This window comes from Pseudidiomarina terrestris, assembly GCF_030466405.1.
Taxonomy (GTDB): domain Bacteria; phylum Pseudomonadota; class Gammaproteobacteria; order Enterobacterales; family Alteromonadaceae; genus Pseudidiomarina; species Pseudidiomarina terrestris.
In genome coordinates this window covers 198149-220995 of sequence record NZ_JAGGJF010000005.1, presented here as the reverse complement: position 1 = coordinate 220995, position 22847 = coordinate 198149, and the positions used below count along the sequence as shown (strand labels likewise).

Sequence of the window (22847 nt, the reverse complement as noted above, 5' to 3'; positions counted from 1 at the left end):
AGAATACATCGATTATTACAACACCAAACGTATTAAGCTCAAACTAAAAGGCCTGAGTCCGATTGAATATCGAACCCAGACCTTGGAAGCCGCTTAGAAATGAGTCCAACTTTATGGGGTCACTTCAATTGCGGGCTTTTTTTTTACTAAGGCCTTTAAAGCTTAGTCAGCATCGGTATCTGCACTGATACGCGAGGCTACCGCACCACGCTGATCCTTGTATTTGGCATCTTTGCGGCTGCTGTAAGGCTTGGCGCAAGGCTGATTAAGCTGCTCAAAACTCAGTGCACCAATTTTCATATGCGGGCGCAATGCCAACGGCAATTTGCCGCTATTAAAGAATTCCAGCACCACCTGTCCTGACCAGCCCGGATCAATACGATGCGCGGTCACGTGCACCATGAGACCAAGCCGCGCCAATGATGAGCGGCCATCCAGCCAGCCCACCATGTCAGCTGGCAAGGTTACACTTTCATGGGTGACGGCCAGGGCAAACTCGCCTGGATGAATAAAAAATGCCTGCTCGGGCTGCAGGATGATGGCATCGCTCATGACCTGAGCAATGGCCCGTTCAATGTCCTCGCGGGGTCCGCTGATATCAATAAAAGGCGCAGCATGGTCCTGCAGCACCCGGAACTCATTACCGAGATGAATATCAACGGTCACACCGCTAATGTCTGCACTCAGAGGCCGCGGCTCTATACCAATGGTGCCATTATTCAGGTAAGTTTCGATTTGTTCATCAGTTAACCGCATGGTTATCTCCAATTAAGCTTGTTATCACCACTATACCGACTTTTGGGCTTGCTGGTAGAGTTGTGCAGCGACGGCGGTCGCCATCTCTCTTACGGCAGCATTGAGCTCATGATCGGGCGATCCCACCAATAGTGGCTCACCATGATCAAGGGCTTCACGAATCGGGCTGGCCAGGGGCAACTGCGCCAGTAATGGCACATCGTGAGCTGCCGCGGTTTTACGGCCTCCTTCGTGACCGAATATAGCTTCTTCGTGACCACAGGAGGGACAGTGGTAATAGCTCATATTCTCCACCAGCCCGGTGATGGGGATGCCGAGCTTACGGAACATGGCGATGCCTTTTTCAGCGTCTGCGGTAGCAACGTTCTGCGGTGTGGTGACAACTACGGCTCCGGTGACCGGTAACTTTTGTGCAATGGTCAACTGTATATCCCCGGTGCCGGGCGGTAAATCGACAACCATATAATCGAGGCGCGGCCAGGCCGTGTCGCGGAATAGTTGCTGTAATGCCGCACTGGCCATAGGACCACGCCAGATCGCCGCATCTTTGCTATCCGCCAGATAGCCCAGGGAGCTGACATGAACGCCGTGACGAACGTGCGGTTGCATTTTATTCTGTGCATCAATTTGCTGTTTTTCGTCTGCGCCGCCCATCATGGTTGGCATCGATGGGCCATAAATATCAGCGTCCAGCAGACCCACACTGGCGCCCGTCTGCGCCAGGGCTACTGCCAGCTGAGCAGCTATCGATGATTTGCCAACCCCACCCTTGCCTGAGGAAACCGCAATGACATTGCCATACACCAGCGGCAACTCCGGTTGCGAGTTCCTGAGCTTGGCTATCTGACAGTCCAGTCGCCATTGGTAATGCCCCACCTCAGCATCATCCTGCAAGTCTTTTAATACCTGCTGCCCGGCCGCAAAGGGGAGTTTCAGAGTTGCCTGTTGCTGGTCACGGCTAAACCAATTTTCGGGCAGCGCACCCTGGTAACCGGGTAAGCGAAACTGGCGCAAGTGCTCACGCTCTTGTGCAGAGAAATCATCTGCCGTTTTCTCTGCAGTTTTATCCGCAGTTTTTTTGCCGAGCCATTTACCTAACATGAGCTCCTCCAATTCCAGCTTTAAGGCCGCATGATACGGTGACTGCAGGTGGATTGCCAGTGCTGTTTCAGGTACACTTCGACCTTTCAGAAACTTGTTAGTTATTGGACGAAATACATGACAACAGCACCGCGTAAAATTCTGGTTACCAATGCGCTGCCATATGCAAATGGACCCATTCATATAGGCCACATGCTGGGCTACATTCAGGCCGATATCTGGGTACGTTTTCAAAAAATGCGTGGCCACGAGTGTCATTACATGTGTGCCGATGATGCCCACGGTACACCTATTATGTTGAAAGCACAGCAGCTTGGCATTGAGCCAGAGCAAATGATTGCGGAAATGAACCGCGCCCATCAGGCGGACTTTGCTGATTTCAACGTCAGGTTCGATCATTACTACTCGACCCACAGCCCGGAGAACAAAGAGCTGGCTGAGTTAATTTATACGCGTTTGCGCGATGCCGGGCATATCAAGACGAAAACCATCTCGCAGTTATTTGACCCGCAAAAAGAAATGTTTCTGCCGGACCGTTTCGTCAAAGGTGACTGTCCCAAATGCGGTGCTGGCGACCAATACGGCGACAACTGTGATGTCTGTGGTGCGACCTATGCGCCAACTGAATTGAAAAATCCGGTGTCCGCCGTCTCGGGTGCCACACCAGAGATGCGCGAATCCGAACATTACTTTTTCGATTTGCCAGCGTTCGAAGAAATGCTGAAGGCCTGGACCCGGTCCGGCTCCTTGCAGGAAGAGATGGCCAACAAGTTAAACGAATGGTTCGAATCAGGTTTGCAGCGCTGGGATATCAGCCGTGATGCTCCCTACTTTGGTTTTGAAATCCCAGACGCGCCGGGCAAATACTTTTATGTCTGGCTGGATGCACCTATCGGTTACATGAGCAGCTTCAAACACTACTGTGACACCACAGGTCAGGCCGACTTCGAAACCTACTGGAAAAAAGACAGTGATGCTGAGCTGTATCATTTTATCGGTAAAGACATTATTTATTTCCATAGCCTGTTCTGGCCGGCCATGCTGAGCGGCGCTGACTTCCGCCAACCGACCAATGTCTGGGCGCACGGTTTTATTACCGTAAACGGCACTAAGATGTCGAAATCCAAAGGCACCTTCATCATGGCGCGTACTTATCTGGACCACTTGGACCCAGATTACCTGCGTTACTATTTCGCCGCCAAACTTACCAGTCGGATTGACGATCTTGACCTAAACCTGACTGACTTCGCCCAGCGCGTGAACAGCGATCTGGTCGGTAAAGTTGTCAATATCGCTAGCCGCTGTGCCGGCTTTATCCAGAAGAAATTTGACGGCAAACTGGCCTCCTCTTTACAGGACACGGCTCTGCTAGATGAAACTCAGGCAGCCGCTGCGGGCATTGCCGAGCTTTATGAAAAGCGTGAGTTCTCACGGGCGATGCGCGACATCATGGCACTTGCGGATAAAGCTAACTTTTACATCGCTGAGGAAGAGCCATGGCAGCTCATTAAAGATCCGGCGAATGCCGAACGGGTCCACGAGATCTGCTCTGTGGGGATCAACCTGTTCCGCTTGTTGATGATTTACCTCACCCCGGTGGTGCCAGATTTAGCACAACGGGTACAGGCTTTCCTGAACGAAGAATTCGACTGGGATAGCCATACGACGGTACTTAAAGATCATCAAATCGAACCCTTTAAAGCCTTGCTACAACGTATTGAAATGGAGCACGTAGAAAAAATGATCGACGCATCTAAAGAGGCCAATGCCGCAGCACCTGCCCCAGCAGCCAATGCTAATGACGAACTGAAAAATGATCCCATCAGCGCCGAGATTAGCTTTGATGACTTCGCCAAAATCGACCTTCGTGTTGCTCTTATTGCCAATGCGGAACATGTTGAAGGTGCTGACAAGTTGCTGAAACTCACCCTCGACCTTGGCGGCGAAACCCGTCAGGTTTTTGCCGGTATTAAATCAGCTTATGACCCGGCGGAACTCATTGGCCAGCATACCGTCATGGTGGCTAACCTGGCGCCCCGGAAAATGCGCTTCGGTTTGTCCGAGGGCATGGTGCTGGCCGCAGGTCCGGGTGGCAAAGAGCTTTATATTATGAATCCGCACGAAGGCGCTAAACCTGGTATGCGAGTTAAATAATTCATGACCGCCACCGTCCATTTAAAACCGCAAAAATGCAAATCCTTGCGCCGTCTGCACCCTTGGGTGTTTAGCGGCGCCATCGCTAAAGTAAAGGGCGATCCTAAACTTGGCGAAACTGTCAGTGTACATAGCGCGGAAGGCGACTGGCTGGGCGCAGGAGCCTGGTCACCCCACTCGCAAATCCGCGTGCGGATTTGGACGTTCCAGGCCAATCAACAAATCAATGAAGCTTTTTTTTCGCAACGCATCGCTGCTGCCAAAGCCCTGCGGGAAGGCCTGGCAATCAATAGCAACGCGTGGCGCGTGGTCGCAGCTGAAGCCGATGAGTTGCCCGGTGTGACCATCGATAAATACGACAACTGGCTGGTTTGCCAGCTGTTAAGCGCCGGCGCCGATAGCTGGCGTGACGCCATCGTCGAGGCCCTGCGTCAGCACTTCCCCGACTGCTCGATTTACGAACGCTCTGACGTTGACGTCCGCCAGAAGGAAGGGCTGCCCCTTGTGGATAAGTTGCTCTACAGCGCGACAGGCGAGGAGCCGCCAGCCACCCTATGGATTCAGGAAAATGGTTTGCAGCTAGGCGTTGACGTAAAGCAGGGCCACAAAACAGGCTACTATCTGGATCAACGGGATAGTCGCTACGCCCTCACCCGTTACGCAGCAGGAAAGCGCGTGCTGAACGCCTTTAGTTATACCGGAGGCTTTGGGTTATTCGCTGCTCAAGCGGGCGCCACAGAGATCGTCAACCTTGACGTATCAGCACCAGCTTTGGCGCAGGCCGAACGCAATCATGCTGAGAATAACTTCGCCAGTGAGACGCTGACGAATATGCAGCAGGATGTGTTTCAGGCACTGCGTGAATTCCATCATCGTGGTGAGCGTTTCGATGTCATTATTCTGGATCCGCCTAAGTTTGTAGATAGCAAAGCGAACCTAATCAGTGCCTGTCGGGGCTATAAGGACATCAATCGGCTCGCCTGTAAAATTTTGAACCCCGGTGGCACCCTGTTCACTTTTTCTTGCTCGGGGCTCTTAAGCAGTGATTTGTTCCAGAAAGTTGTGGCGGACGCAGCGTTAGACGCAAAACGGCCACTGCATATTATCGAACGACTTTATCAGGGCGCGGACCATCCCGTGCGCACCAACTTTCCTGAATCACTCTACCTGAAAGGGCTGGTACTCCGCGGTTGAGTTGGCTAGTATGAGACTAAGCTGTTGAGTCAAATGAGGTAATTCTATGACAACCGAGACCATTTTCGACAAGATTATCCGCAACGAAATCCCTGCGGATATTGTTTATGAAGACGATATCAGTCTTGCCTTTAAGGATGTGAATCCACAAGCCCCAGTTCATTTGCTCATTATCCCTAAGAAGCGGATTGCGACAGTGAACGACATTCAGGAAGATGAACGTGAGCTGGTCGGGCATCTGTTTGTGGTTGCCCGTAAAATCGCCGTGCAGCATGGCTTTGCCAAAGACGGTTATCGGCTGGTCATGAACTGTAACGATGATGGTGGGCAATCGGTTTACCATATTCATCTGCATCTGCTTGCCGGCCAGACACTTGGTTGGCCGCCATTTGCCAACGCTGAGCCGAAGCAAGGCTAACGCTGATGCCCGCAGAGGTTTGGTGGCGGCTAGGTTGCTTTGTCGGCGTACTCGCCATCATGCTGCTGTGGGAACGGCTTAATCCAAAACGCAAATCCAGGTTACCGGCCAAACGGCGCTGGCCCGCAAATCTCGGTATTGTCGCTATCAACACCGTGCTGCTGCGGCTGCTTATTCCAGCAGGTGCGATTGGCGCTGCACTTTGGGCAGAGCAAACCGGTTTTGGCCTCTTGCCGGGCCTGGACTGGCCGCTGGCACTAAACCTGGTATTGGGCTTTCTGATACTTGATTGCACCATTTACTGGCAACACCGCATGTTTCACCGCATTCCCCTGTTGTGGCGAATTCACCGCATGCACCATGCCGACGCCGACTTTGATGCCACCACGGGATTACGTTTTCATCCGCTAGAAATTCTTTTAAGTATGCTGATAAAAATCGGTGTAGTCGTGGTGTTTGGCATCCCGGCATTGGCAGTACTGATTTTCGAAATAGTGCTCAACGCAACCTCGTTATTCAATCACGGCAACGTTGCCTTGCCGAGCCGTATTGAGTGGCCGGTAAGACGACTGATTGTGACCCAGGAAATGCATCGCATTCACCACAGCCAGTTACCTCACGAAACCAACAGCAATTACAGCTTTAATCTGTCCGTCTGGGATCGCTTGTTCCGCTCCTACACCGCACGCCCGGAAGCGGGCTCTGATGGTATCAACATTGGCTTAAAAGAGTATCCTGCGGTGCGCGAAAGCACCAAACTCAGCTACCTGCTCGCGATTCCCTTCCGCCAGCCTAAGCAAGCAGACGCAGGGTCCGATAGCCAAGATAAAGACGCGTCAAAGCAGTAAACCAGCATAGAGCAGCAAATATCGCCCCGGTCACCGGGAACGCCGCTGGCCATAAACAAAACACAATAAATGCGACGATGGTCTCAAAGCCTTCAGTAATACCGCCCATGTAATGCAGCGATTTGTTTGGATAGTTGGGGTTCTCAATGCCATGCTTGCCGGCAAGAATCGCAAAAGCCAGAAACGTTGCCGCTGTGCCCATAAAGCTAAACATCAGCAAGCCAGCAACACTACCGAACTCAGCGGGATCTGCCAGCAAAAAGCCAAAGGGCACGGCACTGTAAAAGATAAAGTCCATGACACTGTCAAGGTAACCACCGGCGTCTGTGCGCTTCGTCTGTCTGGCGATAGCGCCATCTAAACCATCCGATAAGCGGTTCAGCACAATACAAAGTAGCGCCAGATCAAAACGTTGCGCCGCCAATGCCGGAAGTACCAGGAGGCCAATCACAAAGCCGACAACAGTGACCGTGTTGGCACTAATACCCAGTTTTACCAGAGGTTTAGCTGCAGTATCCAGAATAGGCCGCAGGCGTCGGTACAGTAACGCATCAATCATCAGTTTTGCTCCTTTGGCCACTTAAACTGCTGGGTCACAGCGGCAAGATCTTCAGCATCATGGCTGACGATGATACTGGCGATACCGCGTTGTTGCAAAAATGCCAGCGTCCAGTCGCGCACCTGAACACGCCGTTCGGCATCGAGTGCACTAAAGGGCTCATCAAGTAACACCAGAGCCGGTGCCGCCATGACCGTGCGCAGCAGACCAATCCGTGCCCGCTGGCCTCCACTCAACTGTCCGGGTAAGCGATCAATTGCTGCCGCCATGCCAACAGCTTCCAGTTGCTGTTCAATTTCGGCAGTTTGCTGTGCGCGACTGAGTCCCTGCCGTTGCAACGCGAAAGCGAGATTTTTACGGACGCTGTAATGGGGAAACAATGGGTTATCCTGCAATAAAATGCCAATCCCCCGCTGCTCTATGGGCAAGTCACTTACCTCCTTGCCCGCCACCCACAGTTCGCCGGTGAAGCGCGCGTAGCCGATGGACTCTCCCAGTAACGCCCGCAGCCAGGTCGACTTACCACAGCCACTAGGACCCATCATTCCCAGGCTTTCACCTGGCGCGATAGACATATCCGGCAACCGGATCACCTTGTCTGTGTCCCGCCACCTGAGCATTTGCTGGCGGAGTAAATTATCAGATCTGCTTGCGTTCATTACGACTCTCTTGCCAAGTTTTGTTTGCTGCGGGTCAATTGCACCAGCATTAAGGCGACAAATGCGATGAACCATAATAAGGTTGCGTACACCGCTGGCAGGCGCCATTCTCCACCGCTGCTAACCGCCACCAGCTCCGTTGTGAGTGTCGGCAGCCGTCCGGCACCCAGCAACAGGGTCGGCACATACTGGGCAACGCTGACTAAGAAGGTCACCATAAAACAGTAGCCGATACCACTGTGCATGAGCGGGCGTTTAAAGTGCCACCAGCTGCGCCAGTAACCGTACCCCAGGCTGCGCCCTGTCAGCAGATGACTCTGTGTGGTATTGCGCTCGGTCGGGGCATAGACCAGATAGCCATAGGCAAACGAAAACCAGCTGTGCGCCACCAGCACGCTGAGATGGTTGGAGCGCAACAGTGCACTCCAGTCGCTTCCCAACCATGCAATAACGAGACTCAATTGCGGTACGAATAAGGCAAGTAGCAGCCAGAGGTCAGGCAATTCACGTTGATTTAAGCGCTGCCATTCCCTCAGCCAGATAATACTAGCCGTTGCAATCACAGCAGTAAGCAGCCCCAAGCCAAGGGTGTTCAGCGATAACTGCAGGATCAGGTCGGCATTGTCGAGCCAACTTTTAAGCTGCCATTCAAGTGGCAGCAGATCAGGATAAAACCAGCCGTAACCCAAGCTCAGAGCCAGCAATGCAGCTAATGTCAGAGCACTGATCAAAATAAATAGCAGCCGAGTCGCGCTGCTAAAGTAAAGACTAAACCCTGACAGCGCCTTGATGAGAGCCCGGCTCGGCGGCCTGCCGATACGTAATTTCAGCAAACGTACCAGCCCCCACTCCTGGATCACGACCCAACTCACCATAACACCGCCAAGTGCGATTAACAGCCAGGTTGCTTGCTGGGCAAGCAGCTGGCTAAGCGGGTCGAACTGCAATTGCCAACCAACGAGTAACGGTGCTAATAACGGCGGGTTGAGTGGCCCGGCGATTTGCGCAAGATCGACCACAGCAACACTGTAAATGGCGACCGCAAACAGGATTAATCGCATGGCCCGCAGCCATGCCGGGAACACCACCAGCCACCAGCTGCGTGTCCGGTCGGTGCCAAGCGCTTGTCCCTGCAGCAGCCATTGCTGATAGGGTAATTGCATGAGCTGTTGCCGCCCCAGTACCACCAGAAACGGCGTTTCTTTGAGTACCAGAATAATCACCAGCGTAACTAAAGACTGCTGTTCCACCAGCCCTGCGGCAAAAGGAAACAAACGGTCAAACCAGCCAAACGGCGTGAATAACCACAAAAAAGCAATCGCAAAAGCCAAATGGGGAGCAGTAAAAATAGTGCCCACATCATTTTTGCCAGGCCGCCCGCTGACCGCTTCGCAGGCGATGATCAGACTTGCACACGCGGCTGCAAGAAGCGTGCTCAGCAACCCGACAAGAAGGCTGTTTGCCAGTGCTGTGCCGATGCCCGGATAATTCCAAAGTTCTGCCCCCGGGGTTGGCAACTGCAGTGACAAGCCCTGGAGTACGAACCACCACGGCAAAGCCAACAAGGCGAGCAAGGCTACCAGTACGATGTTCCAGGAGATTCGTTTTATCATCGCTGATACCTGCGCAGCCATTCCTGCTCGAGCACCGCGGTCCACTCGACATGAGGCTCAGGATGACTCGGAAACAGAGGTGCATGTAAGCTTGGTTTAGCTGATGTCGGCGCCCGGATGACCATAGGGTCGCCCCAGCCATTAAGTTCAGCTTTACGCTGCTGAGCTGCTTCGCTCAACATAAAGTTGATGACGGTGAGCGCGGCCGCGCTATTATCACTGGCGCGTGGAATCGCCAGGTAATGAAAGTTGGTTAATGCTGAGGAGCCAAGGCTTACCGCAGTTGCCGCTGGGGTAAGCCGTAATTGCTGTTGTAAGGCCGGAATTTCATTTGGATTAAAGGTCACTGCATTATCGAGCGTGCCATGGTTAAAGAGTTGCCGTTGCTGTTCCGCTGAACCCGGGAACTCCCGCCCCTGACGCCAAAGGTAAGGATGCAGCTGATCTAAGTAGTCCCATAACGGCTGTAACACCTGTGCAGTGTTCACCTTGTGTGGCGGTTGTTGCAGCAGTTCAGGCGCATGGACCAACTCATGCGCAAGCGCTTTAAGCCAGGTGGTGCCATGAAAAGCCGGTGGTTTGGGATAGGACAAACGGCCGGGATGACGTTTGGCAAGTGCTAACAGGTCTTCGACAGCCACGCGGTTAGTCAGGCTATGGTCAGCCAGGAGTGGCGCTCTGAAAATCAGTTGGAACTGGGCAATGCCCCAGGGCAGCTCCTGACCGTCTACAGCGACCCCAAAGTCTGTCTGCCAGTTCAGGTCATCGCGTAAAAGTGCGCTGTTGGGCACACGTTCAGGCAAGTCCGGCAATAACTTCCCGGCATCTTTTAAAACTTTAAAATTTTCGCCATTGATCCATAACAGGTCTATATTGCTGGTCTGCTGCTCGCCTTCAGCGAGCAAAATGGTCACAGCTTCGGCAATATCTGCCACCTTTACATGCTGTAACTCAATACCATGACGGGTTTTTAGCTGAGTCTGCGCCCAGCGCAAATAGTCGTTGACGGATTCGGAACCACCCCAGGCATAAAAGAACACTGTCTGTGGCTCAGCAGACGTTTGCTGTGCCTGTACCCGGGACACCAGCACGAGCTGCAAAAGAGCAATAAACAGCATGAAATAGAGTGTTTTCTTTAGCAAAGCCTGATTCCGCAACTGAATGATGTACCGATAGTTATGTGTTTCGCATAGGCTGATCTAGAGTATAGTGAATGACGTATAAAATCTATAATTCGCAACGGAGCTTGTCATGTCAAAGAAAATCGGTTCACTACTTATTTGCCTGGGCTTTTTATCGGCCTTTATTTTGCTGCTTTCCGGTCCTTTGTACCGCTGGCAAATTTTAGATTTAGGTATCGCTTTTACCTTATTGCGTTGGGCAGCCTATATCGGCGTAGCCTCGGTGGTGTTGATCATTGTTTATTTGATCTGGAAGCGTCCACGTGGGGTCCGGCTTGCGGTGCTGACGGCCGCAGCCATTGTTGGCATGATTAGCTTCTATATTCCCTATCAGCAGTTGGAAACAGCGCGCAGCGTGCCGCCGATCCATGACATCACAACAGATTTAGAGAACCCTCCTGAATTCGTTGCGATTGCGCCATTACGGGCTGATGCACCTAATCCTCTGCCTTATCCAGGCGAAGAAACTGCAGCACAACAACGCAAAGCGTACTCGGATCTGACCCCGCAGTACTTCGAGCAAGACCTCAACCAGGTGTTTGAAGCTGCGCTTCGGGTCGTTAATGCCAAAGGCTGGCAGCTGGTCGCCAGTGATCTGGCGGAAGGACGCATCGAAGCGACCGCATCAACCTTCTGGTTCGGCTTTAAAGACGATGTTGTCATTCGCCTCCAACGCGAAGGTGAACAAACACGGGTTGATGTACGTAGTAAATCACGTGTCGGTCGCAGTGACGTGGGTAAAAACGCTGCGCGGATCCGTGATTTCCAGCAACAACTAAAAGGAAACCTATGAATTATGCAGTAGCTGCCCTATTCGCAGGGCTAATGGCGATAACAGCTGTGGCGCACGCGAGCTCTGATGAGCTGCGTGTCGCGACCTTCGCCGGTGGCTGTTTTTGGTGCGTTGAAAAGGCTTTTGAAGATGTACCAGGTGTTGATCGTGCCATCTCCGGTTACGCCGGCGGTAGCAAAGAAAACCCAACTTATGAAGAAGTCTCGCGCGGGCGCACCGACCACACCGAAGCGGTGCAGGTCTACTATGATCCGGCGGTCGTCAGTTACACCGGCTTGTTGCAGGCGTTCTGGCGAATGATGGACCCGACCGACCTTGACGGGCAATTCGTTGACCGTGGCCAGCAGTATCGGCCCGCTATTTTTTATCACAACGAACATCAACGACGTGTTGCCGAGCACGAACGCAAAGAACTCAGGCAGATGGATCTTTATGAAGAACCGGTTGTGGTTCCGATTGAGCCTTTTACGACCTTTTATAAAGCTGAAGACTATCATCAGGATTACTATCGGAAAAACTCGGTGCGTTACTGGGTTTACACGCGTAACTCCGGCCGTTTCCAGTTCACTGAAAAGGTTTGGGGTGATAACTACGACGTTGATTATCGCAAATTTGAGGATGACATCACTATGGACACTCATGCCGATAAAAAAACATCGGATCAGCAAACCAGCAACTCTGCAGCAGAAGAACAACAGCAGCTTGATTTTAGCGACTATGAAAAACCATCCGATGAAGCGCTAAAAGAACGCCTGACCTCGCTGCAATACTCAGTGACGCAAAAAGGCAAAACTGAACGTGCCTTTAACAATGAGTACTGGGATGAAGAACGAGCGGGCATTTATGTCGATATTGTCAGTGGTGAGCCGCTATTCTCTTCTGCTGATAAGTTTGAATCGGGCACCGGCTGGCCCAGTTTTACGCAGCCCATCGACGACAAGTATGTCGTCACCAAAACCGACCGCTCCTGGTTCATGACCCGCACTGAGGTAAAAAGCAAACACGCCGATTCGCACTTAGGCCATGTGTTTGAAGATGGACCTGAGCCCACAGGACTCAGGTACTGCATGAACTCCGCTGCGATGCGCTTCATTCCGCTCGAAGATATGGCGGAAGAAGGTTATGCGGATTATATTCCTGCGGTAAAAGAGGACCGCTAAAGTAAGCGCCTTGCGGCTAGCCTATTACCTTATTCAAGTTCGCCGAGGGCCACGCCCTCGCGTCTTGGATCGGCGCCACCGATGAGTTGCCCATCAGGCAAAACAGTGATGCCATGCAAACCACTGTTTAAGCCGGTGACGCGTACATCATGCCCCATGGCTTTAAGGGCTCTTGCCAAATCCGCCATCTCGGTGCCCTCTTCTAACGCAGTGTAATTATTCAAATTCGTTACATGTGGCTGGTCTATCGCTTGCTGCATGTTCATGTCCCAGTCGAGCACTCCCAGTAAGGTCTGCGCCACATAGTTAATGATTCGAGCACCACCTGGCGAACCGACCACGTGCATCAGCTCCTGACCTTTGACGTCGAACACCATGGTGGGCGCCATGGAACTACGCGGGCGTTTGCCGCCCTGCACGCGGTTGGCAATCAACTTGCCATCCACTTCAGGACGTAAGGAAAAGTCAGTGAGCTGGTTATTTAACAGAAAACCGCTGGCCATCACTGATGAGCCAAATCCCATTTCGATACTGGTGGTCATGGATACCGCATTGCCCTCGGCATCTACAATAGAGATGTGACTGGTATTAGGAAACTCCGGAGACCGATCATCGACCAGATTTTTCGTCTCAAAAACACCTGGCTCAGCCTGCAGCAAGTCGCGGTTGCCAATGTAGCGCGCGCGTGAGGCCAGATAGCTTTTCTTCAGCATTTCCGTGACAGGAACTTCGACAAAGTCAGTGTCTGCAATATAGCGATTCCGATCGGCAAAAGCGAGACGCGATGCTTGGGTAAAATGATGCGCCGCTTTTACACCGGTGGGATCCCACTGTGAGACCGGGAAGTTTTCCAAAATCCCCAGTATTTGCAGTACCGTCAACCCACCGGAGCTTGGTGGCCCCATCCCACATACCTTATAAATGCGATAGATGTGACAGACAGGGTCGCGTACAACGGCTTCATAATTCGCCAAATCAGTCAGGGTTAACAGACCAGGGGCCAGTTCGCTGTTTTGTACCGCCGCAACAATTTTTTCGGCGATAGGACCACGATAAAACGCATCAGTGCCCTGTTCAGCCACCAGTTTCAACGCCCAGGCGAGTTCAGGATTGGTTTTTGTAGTCCCTGCCTGCAGCGCCTGACCATCAGGGTAAAAGTAATCACTTGCCGGAGCTAATTGCCGTAATCCTGGATTGAGATCCATTTCCAATAGTCGCTGCAATCGTGCCGAAACCGTAAAGCCTGATTCTGCTGCAGTGATGGTGTCACTGAACAAGGTTTGCCAGGGCCTGTTGCCCCAACGTTGATGCGCAAGTTCAAGACCTTTGAGCACCCCGGGTGTGCCGACTGAACGTCCGCCAACCACGGCATCCCAGAAATTTTCCGGCGCCTGCCCGTCAGCATCAAGAAATAGATTTCCGGTAGCGCTTGCGGGGGCTTTTTCACGCGCATCAATGGTATACAAGTGTTGTTCCGCAGCGTCCCAATAGAGAATAAAGGCGCCACCTCCGATCCCCGAAGACTGTGGCTCTGTCAGCGTTAACATCGCCTGTACAGCCACCGCCGCATCAATCGCCGAGCCTCCTTCCGCTAAAACTTTGCGCCCTGCCGCTGCGGCCTCTGGAGTAGCAGCAGCCACCATGTATTCGTTCGAATAGACCGCCGCTTTATCGATAACGCCAGTCGCAGCCTCAGGCTCACGTTTATCGCGCTGATGTTCATCACCGGCTTGTGGTGCACAGGCACTTAGGGCCAGACTGGTCAGCAGCAGCACTGCTAGAGAATTAAGTTTCATGGAATTATCCTTCGCTACGGCACGATTTGGCGAGTTGGCTTTTGCTATATTTACAGGCGCTTAAGTTATACCTATCATAAAGCTCTCGAACAACGATCACAATGCGTGAAGCGAAATCTCAACCTATGTCGAACAAATTACAAGTCATCATCTGTGGTGTGCTGCTTAGCCTGATAAGTATCTGGGCCTATTACTATCAGTTCGAGGCACATCAGCTGCTCGAGGACTTTGACTATTCCTACGCGCAGGTTTGGCAACAGCCCTGGCGTTTGGTCACCGCACACTTCCTGCATTTAACTACATTGCATTGGGTGGGCAATGTTCTGGCCTTTACTGCCCTGACCGTATTCCTGGCACGACATTTCACGGTACGCACCTATTTGAATGCGCTTTTGCTACTTACGGCAGGGAGTTCTGTCATTTTGTGGCTGGCGGGTTATCAGAATCGTTTCGTGGGCTTATCGGCGGTGAATCATGGCTTACTCATTATGGGGATTTTGCTGGAGCTAAGAGGCTGCAAAACACCATCGCAAAAGTATTTGCTTTACACTGCCGGCGCCCTGCTGGGGTTAAAGTGGCTGGCAGAATTTTTAGGCTGGTGGCAGAGTCCACTGGTAACTGGGCAAGATCAGCAGTTGTGGCAACTGCACGGCGCCGGGATCCTTAGTGGCATCCTTGCCTGGTGGCTCCACAATCGCCATCTGGCTAAACTTGCCCAGCCGTCCGGAGAGTAACGCTAGCGCCTAGAACTCAATGCGATCTTTATTAAGTTCCAGCAAACGCGGGCCCACCCCTTTGATTTGCATCAACTGATTCAGCTCGGTAAAACCGCCGAGCTTTTCCCGCAGCTCAATAATAGCCTCTGCGCGCTTGGTACCTACACCGGTAAGTGCCATGCTGAGTTCCGCCGCAGAGGCAGTATTCACGTTGACTTTCATCACCACTTCTTGTGCAGCGGCTTGTTGGGTCGGTTGTACTGAAGGCATTGCATAAGCACAGGGCAATAAAGTTGCACCCATCAGCACTGCGGACAAGGCTGTTTTCCGTAACATAATAAGCTCCTTAGTTAACACTGCAAATGCAGTCCTAAGAGCTTAGTTGTTGTGACTTCCGGGGCAAACTAAAAACAGCGGATCAAGCTGTAAGCGATGCTTGTATTGCCGCCAATGCTGCTGCAGGATCTTCTGCCTGCGTAATCGGTCGTCCAATAACCAGGACCTGAATACCCTGTTTTGCGGCTTGTTCTGGCGTCATCACCCGCCGTTGATCGCCTTGCTCTGCCCCTTGCGGACGAATACCCGGCGTCACCAGCACGAAATCCTTACCACAGGTGTCCTGAATCATAGCCGCTTCCTGGGCCGAACAGACCACACCATCAAGACCAGCCTGCTGGCTCAGTTTTGCTAAGTGTTGCACGTGCTCGGTGAGCGAACGTTGAATACCGACCTCGGCCAGATCACTTGCATCCATGCTGGTCAATACGGTAACTGCAATAAGCAACGGTGGCTGTTGATAGTCGTTTAGTGCGGCCCGGGCAGCTTCAAGCATACGCCGACCGCCTGAAGCGTGAACATTGACCATCCACACCCCCAGTTCCGCCGCAGCAGTTACCGCTTTCGCTACGGTATTGGGGATATCATGAAATTTCAAATCAAGAAAGACTTTAAAATCGCGACGTACCAACTCTCGCACGAACTCTGGACCGGCCGAGGTAAATAGCTCCTTACCTACTTTTAAACCACATTGCGATGGGTCAAGTTGATCGATAAGTGGCCATGCTTGCTCAGCATTTGCGTAATCCAGCGCAACAAAAACGGTCGATTGTGGCTTCATTTAATCTCCATCTAGTCCGGTAATAGGTTTTATTTCGCCCCACACGCGGCATGAGGGGCAATGCCAATATAAGGTACTTCCCGAGAATCCGCAGTGACGGCAGCGGTACTTAGGCCGCTGCTGCATTTGTTGTTGCACCAGTTTCTGCAACATCATCAAACTGTCTCGCGCTTTGCCCACATCGGCCGCGCGAATATGAAAGTCCATCAGCTGGTGGAACCCCTTCATGGTGGGATTTCGCAATAAAGCTGACTGCATAAACTTTTCGGCTTCTTCCATGGTGCCAGCTTTGGCTATGGCTTCTGATAGCAGTATGGCTGCGGCGGTGGAATTGGCTTCGCTTACACACTTGTGCAGGTAATGGATGAAGCCCGCTTCATCCTGCTGACTGGTGTAACAGGCTTTTAAAATAGGTAAGGCTTCCGAGATAAAGGCCGGGTCGGCGTCAAGAATCGTCGTTAGTATCCGTTGGGCGCGATTCACTTCGCCTTGTTCAAACCACATACGACCTAAAGAAAGTGCCGCACGGACGTTATCTGGATCATGTTTGCGGGCTTTTAGGTAATATTTCTCAACGGTGGCCGGGTCGTTTTGTAAATTCGCCAGTTCGCAGTACAGTTGCGCCACTACAGGCTGAGCATTCGCATCATGACGGGCAAGCTTTAACGCAATTTTTATGGCCTTATCCCACTCATGGGTCGCCTCATAAAGCTCCAGCAAATAACGCTGACAAGGCTCAGCAAATTCTTTATCGGTTTGCAGTGCCAATAACATCTCTTCGGCGCGATCGAAGATACCTGCAGACAAGTAATCCAACCCCAGCTCGAACATCGCATGACGGCGCTGTTGTTCGCTGATGGCTGGCCGTGAGGTAAGATTTTGATGAATTTTAATGGCACGATCTATTTCGCCACGGCGGCGAAATAATTTACCTAATGTCCAGTGGGTTTCCAGGGTATCGGAATCGACATCAAGTAATTGAATAAATAGATCAACCGCTTTGTCCGGTTGATCGGAGAGCAACAGGTTCAGACCTGTCACGTACTGCTTTGAAAACTCTTCCTGCTCGCGGCGTTCTTCATTGCGGACACTATTGCGGCCCATGAACCAGCCGTAGGCTGCGGCAACTGGCAACAACAGGAACAGCAGCTCAAGCATCGGCGGCATCCCGTGCGGTGAGTTGTTTACGGAGTTTCCTGTTTTCGTTTCTTAATACGAACTGGCGGCCGAGCATACTGAGGATGCCAAGTAAAAAGCCAAGCAAAATAAAGAGGCCGGTCAGCACAGATACCGGCAAGGTTACTTCGCCTACCAGAAAGTCAAAAGGAATGGATTGCTTATTGAGCGCGCCAAAAGCGACGGCCAAAAGAAACAACACTAAAAGCGGTAAGCCAATAAAGATAAATCGCAGCATTGCTGGGTCCTAGCAGTCATAAAAAAACGGCATGCCTTACTATAGCATGCCGTTTTGCTGAACTCGACGCGAAAATAGCGCCCCTTTAACTGATGTTATCTACGCGTTCACGTAGTTCTTTACCAGGTTTGAAATGGGGAACATGTTTGCCCTCCAGCTCAACCTTTTCACCTGTTTTTGGGTTACGCCCTACGCGTGGTGCCCGATAATGCAGTGAAAAGCTACCGAAACCACGAATCTCGATTCGATCGCCAGCAGCAAGCTGCTGGGCCATTTGTTCGATAAGCTCTTTCACCGCATCTTCGACCTGACGCGGAGATAGCTCGGGATACAATGTCGCTAACTGGTGAATCAGCTCCGATTTTGTCATCTTAAGCTCCTCTTTGTTGCGTCGCTACCGAGCACGCTTAGCTGTTCTTAGTCGTCGCTCTTAGCCGCTTTGAAGGCTTCAGCCATTGCATTGGTGAAGTCAGCATCGTCTTGCTTGCTGCTGTTCACTGTATCAAGAGCTTCTTTCTCTTCAACTTCGTCTTTCGCACGAATCGACAGGCTCAACGTACGGTTCTTACGATCCACACCCATAAAGCGTGCTTCAACGTCATCACCAACTTTCAGCTCAGTGGTCGCATCTTCAATGCGGTCACGTGAGATGTCAGCTACACGGATGTAACCTTCTACGCTGTCAGCCAGTTCAACTTTGGCGCCCTTGGCATCAACTTCGATGACCTTACCAGTAACGATAGCACCTTTTTTGTTCGCCGCCAGATAATTGTTGAACGGATCTTCTTCTAGTTGCTTGATACCTAGAGAAATACGCTCACGCTCTGCGTCGACCTGTAAGACCACTGCAGTGACTTCTTCGCCTTTCTTGAATTCACGGACAGCTTCTTCACCTGGAGCATTCCAGCTGATATCTGACAAGTGAACCAGGCCGTCAATGCCGCCGTCAAGACCGATAAAGATACCGAAGTCAGTGATTGACTTGATCTTACCGCTGACTTTTTCACCTTTGTTGAAGTTCTTCGCGAACTCTTCCCAAGGGTTAGGCTTACACTGTTTAAGGCCAAGAGAAATACGACGACGTTCTTCGTCAATTTCAAGCACCATAACTTCAACAACGTCATCCAGGTTAACAACCTTAGAAGGGTGAACGTTTTTGTTGGTCCAATCCATTTCAGAAACGTGTACCAAACCTTCAACGCCTTCTTCGATTTCAACGAAGCAACCGTAGTCAGTCAGGTTGGTAACACGGCCTTCCAGGCGATGCCCTTCTGGGTAACGTGCTGCGATATCTGACCATGGATCTTCGCCCAGCTGTTTCAGGCCAAGCGATACGCGCGTGCGCTCACGGTCAAACTTCAATACTTTCACGGTGATTTCGTCACCAACGTTCACGACTTCACTTGGGTGCTTAACGCGCTTCCAAGCCATGTCAGTGATGTGCAATAGACCGTCAACGCCGCCTAAATCAACGAACGCGCCGTAGTCTGTAAGGTTCTTAACGATACCCTGGACTTCCTGGCCTTCTTGCAAGTTTTCAAGCAGAGCATCGCGCTCAGCACTGTTTTCAGTTTCGATAACAGCACGACGTGAAACCACAACGTTGTTGCGCTTCTGGTCCAGCTTGATAACTTTAAATTCAAGATCTTTATTTTCTAAGTGTGCAGTTTCGCGAACTGGACGAACGTCTACCAAAGAACCTGGTAAGAACGCACGTACGCCACCAAGGTCAACTGTGAAACCACCTTTAACTTTACCGCTGATAATACCGGTAACAGTCTCTTGGTCTTCGTAGGCTTTTTCCAGTTGTAACCAAGCTTCATGACGCTTAGCTTTCTCGCGTGACAAGATTGTCTCGCCGAAGCCGTCTTCTACTGCGTCAAGAGCTACATCAACTTCGTCACCGACGTTGATTTCAATTTCGCCTTCCGCATTGCGGAATTGATCGACTGGAATAGCACTTTCAGATTTCAGGCCTGCGTCAACCAGGACAACGTCGCGGTTAATAGCAACGACAGTACCTTTTACGATAGAACCTGGGCGAGTTTCGACCTCTTTTAGGCTTTCTTCAAACAGCTGTGCAAAATTTTCTGACATATGAGTTGGCTTACTTCAGTTAAGTACATCCATCAAACAATCCGGTGAGATGGGGTTGTTTAAATCAATCTGCTCGCTTCCTTACTGCAGACCCCTAAGCTGGTAACGTTTACGAGGTTACCTTCTCAGTATTCGTAAGCTTGCCATGGGCAAACTTTAAGATTTGATCCACCACTTCATCAATACTTAAGTCGGTTGAATCTACATACAAGGAACCCTCAGCAGCCTTCAAGGGGGCAACCGAGCGATTCATATCGCGTTCGTCACGTTCTTTGATTTCGGCGATTAATTGGTCGATTTTAGCAGTAAAACCCTTCTCGAGCAATTGTTTGTAACGCCGCTCCGCCCGTTCTTCCGCGCTTGCGGTCAAAAACACCTTGGCTGAGGCATTGGGAAAGACAACTGTGCCCATATCGCGGCCGTCGGCGATGAGGCCCGGCAACTCCAGAAATGCCCGCTGCCGACGCAGGAGCGCTTCGCGTACGCGCGGCAAGGCAGCAATTTTGGAGGCCATATTGCCAACCGACTCGGTGCGGATGGACATCGTCACATCCTCGCCCTCGAGAATAATATGGGTCAGTGATTTTTCGTTTTCCACTTCAAATTTAACGTCGAGATTACTGGCCAACGCGACCAGACTCTCTTCATCATCAGCGGCAAAATCATGATGTAATGCCGCCAATGCTAAGACACGATAAATCGCGCCGCTGTCGAGCAGGTGCCAGTTCAGCTGTTCCGCTAAAATGCGGCTTACCGTTCCTTTACCAGCCCCACCTGGGCCATCTATCGTAATCACGGGGATTGACTCGGTCATAACATCCTCTACCAACTAAAAGCGCGGCAATTATACGGATCTTGCAGAAAATTGCACCTTTATTAGGGGTGTTTAAGTGACGCGTGCTAATTCACTGAAGTAATCCGGGTAGGTTTTCGCACAACAATCAGGGTCTTCAATGGTCACACCTGCGGCACTAAAACCCAGCAGTGAGAAACACATCGCCATACGGTGATCATCATAGGTCTTAATCTGTGCATGTTGAATCTGCGCTGGCGGATCGATGATGAGGTAATCAGCCCCCTCCTCGATTTGAGCACCGGCTTTGCGTAACTCTGTGGCCATGGCGTGCAGCCGATCGGTTTCTTTAATGCGCCAATTTGCGACGTTACGGATGGCAGTACGCCCTTTGGCAAACAATGCGAGGGTGGCGAACGTCATGGCTGCATCAGGAATTGCATTTAAATCGGCATCAATGCCCCTGAGCTGGCCACCATTCACCTCAACATATTCGTCGTGAACGGTAATTCTGCCGCCCATTTGTTGCAGGTAATCGATAAAAGCGATATCGCCCTGAATACTCTTGCGGCCAATACCTTCGATACGTAACGGGCCACCACCAAGGACGCCTGCGCCCAACCAGTAGCTGGCCGCACTGGCATCGCCTTCAATCCAATAGGCTGCCGGAGACTGGTACCGTTGCCGCCCGGCGATGCTGAACCCTTGCTTTCCATGTTGCTCGACGGTGATACCAAAATCGCGCAACATGGCCAAAGTCAGCTCGATATAGGGCCAGGAGACTACAGTTCCGGTTAATATCAGGTGGCTGTCATTGGGCAGTAGCGGCAACGCCATGAGTAAAGCCGAGATGTATTGACTGGAGGCACTGCCATCGACATGAATTTCGCCGCCACGCAACGCTTGCTCGAGGACCAGCGGCGGATAACCCGGCTGCTGCTGATAGCGAACAGTTGCACCGCCTTCACGTAAGGCGTCCACCAGATCGCCGATCGGCCGTTCTTGCATGCGCGCATCACCGGTAAGCAGAACAGGAGCGGTACTTGTCGCTGCCAGCACCGCCGTCAACGGCCGCATCGCGGTACCGGCATTGCCAAGGTAAAGTTGCTCCGGTTGCTTTGGCCAGCGGCCACCACAGCCCCGTACTCTGACACAGGTGGCACTTAGCTCCTCAATACCGACCCCAAGGGCTGCCAAAGCCTCTAACATACGTGCCGTATCGTCACTACGCAGCAGGTGGTTAAGCTCAGTCGTACCGTCGCCCAACGCGGCCATCAACAAGGCGCGATTAGCGATACTTTTGGAGCCCGGTAAGTCCACCGTGCCCTGACAGCTTTGCAGGCCTTGCAAAGTTAGCTTCCTGATCACGACTGAGTTAGTCCAGCAGCTTGCGCATGGCAGTGATAAAGGCTTCATTTTCTTCCGGCATACCGATGCTGACCCGCAAGTGCCGCGGCAGTCCGTAACCGGCCACAGGGCGCACAATCACCCCTTCGTGCAACAGCTTGTCATAGATGTCCGCTGCTCCATCGCCTACTTCAATGGTCAGGAAATTCCCCTGCGATGGAATATAAGGCAGGTTGGCAGATTCACAGAAGGCCACTAATTGCTCCATGCCAGCCGCGTTCACAGCGACCGACTGCTGCAGATAGTCCTCGTCATCCAGCGCCACTTCCGCGGCACGCAGACTTAAACTGTTCATATTAAATGGCTGTCGCGCGCGGTTCATCAAATCGGCAACTTCAGGGTGCGACACTGCATAGCCGGCACGCAGCCCGGCCAGGCCGTAAGCTTTCGAGAACGTCCGTGTCACCACCAGATTAGGATAGCTGTCCACCCAGGCGAACGATGGTGCGCGGTCTGCTTCAGCCACATACTCAGAGTAGGCTTCATCCAGGATGACCAGCACGTTCTCTGGCACCTTGGCAATAAAGTCTTGTAAGGCTTCGGTGCTCAGAAATGTTCCCGTGGGATTATTCGGATTTGCCACAAAGATCATCCGCGTTTTTGGAGTAATCGCGGCCAGCATGGCGTCTAAGTCGTGACCATAATCCTGCGCTGGCACCGCAATGCCCTTGGCACCTATGGCTTGTGTCACTAATGGATAAACCACGAACGCATGCTGTGAAAAAATAACTTCATGTTCGGCGCTAACAAAAGTTCTCGCGACCAGTTCCAACACATCATTGGAGCCGTTGCCAAGAGTGATTTGCGAGGTTTGCAAACCAAACTTCTTCGCCAGCTTTGACTTCAGGTAAAAGCCGTTGGCGTCTGGGTAACGTGCCAGCCCGCTCAGGGTGTCCTGTAACGCGGCGCGAACCTTAGAACTTAAACCCAGCGGGTTCTCATTTGAGGCAAGTTTCACGATGTCTTTAATACCTAGCTCACGTTCGAGCTCTTCGATGGGTTTACCTGCCTGGTAGGGCTGTAAGTTACGTACGCCCTCATTTGCTAACTGCTTTGCATCAAACATAATAG

Annotated in this window: 24 protein-coding genes; 8 read left to right on the top strand and 16 right to left on the bottom strand. The window is 51.8% G+C overall.

Features of this window, described 5'->3' with window-relative positions:
- A partial coding sequence (locus J6J34_RS10790) for an IS3 family transposase (protein WP_301774300.1) occupies positions 1-97 on the top strand: 97 nt, incomplete at its 5' end.
- Positions 98-162: 65 nt separating this feature from the next.
- Here J6J34_RS10790 and dcd read toward each other — a convergent pair.
- Both dcd and apbC read right to left on the bottom strand, forming a co-directional pair.
- Positions 163-756, bottom strand: a complete 594-nt coding sequence (dcd, locus tag J6J34_RS10785; RefSeq protein ID WP_301720393.1) for a dCTP deaminase — start codon at positions 754-756, stop codon at positions 163-165.
- Between the two features lie 30 nt (positions 757-786).
- A complete protein-coding gene (apbC, locus tag J6J34_RS10780; protein WP_301720394.1) occupies positions 787-1857 on the bottom strand; it encodes an iron-sulfur cluster carrier protein ApbC in 1071 nt (356 codons plus the stop codon).
- Positions 1858-1974: 117 nt separating this feature from the next.
- On the opposite strand from apbC, the gene metG reads away from it, so the two are divergent.
- Genes metG through J6J34_RS10760 form a run of 4 tightly spaced genes read left to right on the top strand, consistent with a single transcriptional unit; the run spans position 1975 to position 6471 of the window.
- Positions 1975-4011, top strand: coding sequence for a methionine--tRNA ligase (metG, locus tag J6J34_RS10775; RefSeq protein ID WP_301720395.1), 2037 nt, complete (start codon positions 1975-1977; stop codon positions 4009-4011).
- Positions 4012-4014: 3 nt separating this feature from the next.
- Positions 4015-5205, top strand: coding sequence for a class I SAM-dependent rRNA methyltransferase (locus tag J6J34_RS10770; RefSeq protein WP_301720396.1), 1191 nt, complete (start codon positions 4015-4017; stop codon positions 5203-5205).
- 46 nt (positions 5206-5251) lie between these two features.
- Positions 5252-5623 (top strand): histidine triad nucleotide-binding protein, encoded by a 372-nt coding sequence (locus tag J6J34_RS10765; RefSeq protein ID WP_301720397.1) that lies wholly within the window; start codon positions 5252-5254, stop codon positions 5621-5623.
- A gap of 5 nt (positions 5624-5628) precedes the next feature.
- Positions 5629-6471 (top strand): sterol desaturase family protein, encoded by an 843-nt coding sequence (locus J6J34_RS10760; RefSeq protein WP_301720398.1) that lies wholly within the window; start codon positions 5629-5631, stop codon positions 6469-6471.
- On the opposite strand, the gene J6J34_RS10755 is transcribed toward J6J34_RS10760, so the two are convergent.
- Genes J6J34_RS10755 through J6J34_RS10740 form a run of 4 tightly spaced genes read right to left on the bottom strand, consistent with a single transcriptional unit; the run spans position 6416 to position 10444 of the window.
- On the bottom strand, positions 6416-7030 hold the full coding sequence (locus J6J34_RS10755) for a CDP-alcohol phosphatidyltransferase family protein (protein ID WP_301720399.1): 615 nt from the start codon (positions 7028-7030) through the stop codon (positions 6416-6418). The genes J6J34_RS10760 and J6J34_RS10755 overlap by 56 nt on opposite strands.
- Positions 7030-7689, bottom strand: coding sequence for an ATP-binding cassette domain-containing protein (locus tag J6J34_RS10750; protein ID WP_301899021.1), 660 nt, complete (start codon positions 7687-7689; stop codon positions 7030-7032). Before J6J34_RS10750 ends, J6J34_RS10755 begins: the two co-directional genes overlap by 1 nt.
- Positions 7689-9302: an ABC transporter permease family protein gene (locus J6J34_RS10745; RefSeq protein WP_301899020.1), complete on the bottom strand. Its 1614-nt coding sequence runs from the start codon at positions 9300-9302 to the stop codon at positions 7689-7691. The genes J6J34_RS10750 and J6J34_RS10745 overlap by 1 nt, the downstream gene beginning before the upstream one ends.
- Entirely contained in the window at positions 9299-10444 is a 1146-nt protein-coding gene (locus J6J34_RS10740) for an ABC transporter substrate-binding protein (RefSeq protein ID WP_301899019.1), read from the bottom strand. The genes J6J34_RS10745 and J6J34_RS10740 overlap by 4 nt, the downstream gene beginning before the upstream one ends.
- A 109-nt stretch (positions 10445-10553) precedes the next feature.
- Between J6J34_RS10740 and J6J34_RS10735 the strand changes: the two genes are divergently transcribed.
- Both J6J34_RS10735 and msrB read left to right on the top strand, forming a co-directional pair.
- Positions 10554-11276 carry a DUF1499 domain-containing protein gene (locus tag J6J34_RS10735; RefSeq protein WP_301720403.1) on the top strand — a complete coding sequence of 241 codons (723 nt, stop codon included), beginning with the start codon at positions 10554-10556 and terminating at the stop codon, positions 11274-11276.
- Complete coding sequence (msrB, locus tag J6J34_RS10730; RefSeq protein WP_301834189.1) at positions 11273-12436, top strand: peptide-methionine (R)-S-oxide reductase MsrB; 1164 nt, start codon at positions 11273-11275, stop codon at positions 12434-12436. The genes J6J34_RS10735 and msrB overlap by 4 nt, the downstream gene beginning before the upstream one ends.
- A gap of 29 nt (positions 12437-12465) precedes the next feature.
- Here the strand turns inward: msrB and ggt are convergent, their stop codons facing one another.
- Positions 12466-14232, bottom strand: a complete 1767-nt coding sequence (gene ggt, locus J6J34_RS10725; RefSeq protein ID WP_301720405.1) for a gamma-glutamyltransferase — start codon at positions 14230-14232, stop codon at positions 12466-12468.
- A gap of 125 nt (positions 14233-14357) precedes the next feature.
- Between ggt and J6J34_RS10720 the strand changes: the two genes are divergently transcribed.
- A complete protein-coding gene (locus tag J6J34_RS10720; protein WP_301720406.1) occupies positions 14358-14966 on the top strand; it encodes a rhomboid family intramembrane serine protease in 609 nt (202 codons plus the stop codon).
- A 9-nt stretch (positions 14967-14975) separates the two neighbouring features.
- On the opposite strand, the gene J6J34_RS10715 is transcribed toward J6J34_RS10720, so the two are convergent.
- The 9 genes from J6J34_RS10715 to hisC all read right to left on the bottom strand — a co-directional run bounded on the left by J6J34_RS10715 (position 14976) and on the right by hisC (position 22842).
- Positions 14976-15284, bottom strand: a complete 309-nt coding sequence (locus J6J34_RS10715; protein WP_301720407.1) for a ComEA family DNA-binding protein — start codon at positions 15282-15284, stop codon at positions 14976-14978.
- An 82-nt stretch (positions 15285-15366) separates the two neighbouring features.
- Positions 15367-16065 (bottom strand): orotidine-5'-phosphate decarboxylase, encoded by a 699-nt coding sequence (pyrF, locus tag J6J34_RS10710; RefSeq protein WP_301720408.1) that lies wholly within the window; start codon positions 16063-16065, stop codon positions 15367-15369.
- On the bottom strand, positions 16066-17223 hold the full coding sequence (gene lapB / locus J6J34_RS10705) for a lipopolysaccharide assembly protein LapB (RefSeq protein WP_301720409.1): 1158 nt from the start codon (positions 17221-17223) through the stop codon (positions 16066-16068).
- The gene (locus J6J34_RS10700) at positions 17216-17479 is read right to left on the bottom strand and encodes a lipopolysaccharide assembly protein LapA domain-containing protein (protein ID WP_301720410.1); all 264 of its coding nucleotides are present in this window, start codon (positions 17477-17479) and stop codon (positions 17216-17218) included. The genes lapB and J6J34_RS10700 overlap by 8 nt, the downstream gene beginning before the upstream one ends.
- Before the next feature lie 85 nt (positions 17480-17564).
- Positions 17565-17849, bottom strand: a complete 285-nt coding sequence (gene ihfB, locus J6J34_RS10695) for an integration host factor subunit beta (RefSeq protein ID WP_301720411.1) — start codon at positions 17847-17849, stop codon at positions 17565-17567.
- 47 nt (positions 17850-17896) lie between these two features.
- Positions 17897-19576 carry a 30S ribosomal protein S1 gene (gene rpsA / locus J6J34_RS10690; RefSeq protein WP_301720412.1) on the bottom strand — a complete coding sequence of 560 codons (1680 nt, stop codon included), beginning with the start codon at positions 19574-19576 and terminating at the stop codon, positions 17897-17899.
- 109 nt (positions 19577-19685) lie between these two features.
- Positions 19686-20390: a (d)CMP kinase gene (gene cmk / locus J6J34_RS10685; protein WP_301720413.1), complete on the bottom strand. Its 705-nt coding sequence runs from the start codon at positions 20388-20390 to the stop codon at positions 19686-19688.
- Positions 20391-20462: 72 nt separating this feature from the next.
- Positions 20463-21737, bottom strand: coding sequence for a 3-phosphoshikimate 1-carboxyvinyltransferase (gene aroA, locus J6J34_RS10680; protein WP_301899018.1), 1275 nt, complete (start codon positions 21735-21737; stop codon positions 20463-20465).
- A gap of 7 nt (positions 21738-21744) precedes the next feature.
- Positions 21745-22842, bottom strand: a complete 1098-nt coding sequence (gene hisC / locus J6J34_RS10675) for a histidinol-phosphate transaminase (RefSeq protein WP_301774292.1) — start codon at positions 22840-22842, stop codon at positions 21745-21747.
- Between the last annotated feature and the right edge of the window lie 5 nt (positions 22843-22847).

Bases quoted from the DNA above. Each gene is read 5' to 3' on its own strand.
- dcd (WP_301720393.1), bottom strand. From the start codon at position 756: ATGCGGTTAACTGATGAACAAATCGAAACTTACCTGAATAATGGCACC.
- rpsA (WP_301720412.1), bottom strand. From the start codon at position 19,576: ATGTCAGAAAATTTTGCACAGCTGTTTGAAGAAAGCCTAAAAGAGGTC.
- J6J34_RS10720 (WP_301720406.1), top strand. From the start codon at position 14,358: ATGTCGAACAAATTACAAGTCATCATCTGTGGTGTGCTGCTTAGCCTG.
- ggt (WP_301720405.1), bottom strand. From the start codon at position 14,232: ATGAAACTTAATTCTCTAGCAGTGCTGCTGCTGACCAGTCTGGCCCTA.
- pyrF (WP_301720408.1), bottom strand. From the start codon at position 16,065: ATGAAGCCACAATCGACCGTTTTTGTTGCGCTGGATTACGCAAATGCT.
- metG (WP_301720395.1), top strand. From the start codon at position 1,975: ATGACAACAGCACCGCGTAAAATTCTGGTTACCAATGCGCTGCCATAT.
- ihfB (WP_301720411.1), bottom strand. From the start codon at position 17,849: ATGACAAAATCGGAGCTGATTCACCAGTTAGCGACATTGTATCCCGAG.
- J6J34_RS10745 (WP_301899020.1), bottom strand. From the start codon at position 9,302: ATGATAAAACGAATCTCCTGGAACATCGTACTGGTAGCCTTGCTCGCC.
- J6J34_RS10735 (WP_301720403.1), top strand. From the start codon at position 10,554: ATGTCAAAGAAAATCGGTTCACTACTTATTTGCCTGGGCTTTTTATCG.
- cmk (WP_301720413.1), bottom strand. From the start codon at position 20,390: ATGACCGAGTCAATCCCCGTGATTACGATAGATGGCCCAGGTGGGGCT.
- J6J34_RS10755 (WP_301720399.1), bottom strand. From the start codon at position 7,030: ATGATTGATGCGTTACTGTACCGACGCCTGCGGCCTATTCTGGATACT.
- J6J34_RS10760 (WP_301720398.1), top strand. From the start codon at position 5,629: ATGCCCGCAGAGGTTTGGTGGCGGCTAGGTTGCTTTGTCGGCGTACTC.
- J6J34_RS10750 (WP_301899021.1), bottom strand. From the start codon at position 7,689: ATGAACGCAAGCAGATCTGATAATTTACTCCGCCAGCAAATGCTCAGG.
- msrB (WP_301834189.1), top strand. From the start codon at position 11,273: ATGAATTATGCAGTAGCTGCCCTATTCGCAGGGCTAATGGCGATAACA.
- hisC (WP_301774292.1), bottom strand. From the start codon at position 22,842: ATGTTTGATGCAAAGCAGTTAGCAAATGAGGGCGTACGTAACTTACAG.
- apbC (WP_301720394.1), bottom strand. From the start codon at position 1,857: ATGTTAGGTAAATGGCTCGGCAAAAAAACTGCGGATAAAACTGCAGAG.
- J6J34_RS10770 (WP_301720396.1), top strand. From the start codon at position 4,015: ATGACCGCCACCGTCCATTTAAAACCGCAAAAATGCAAATCCTTGCGC.
- lapB (WP_301720409.1), bottom strand. From the start codon at position 17,223: ATGCTTGAGCTGCTGTTCCTGTTGTTGCCAGTTGCCGCAGCCTACGGC.
- J6J34_RS10700 (WP_301720410.1), bottom strand. From the start codon at position 17,479: ATGCTGCGATTTATCTTTATTGGCTTACCGCTTTTAGTGTTGTTTCTT.
- J6J34_RS10715 (WP_301720407.1), bottom strand. From the start codon at position 15,284: ATGTTACGGAAAACAGCCTTGTCCGCAGTGCTGATGGGTGCAACTTTA.
- J6J34_RS10765 (WP_301720397.1), top strand. From the start codon at position 5,252: ATGACAACCGAGACCATTTTCGACAAGATTATCCGCAACGAAATCCCT.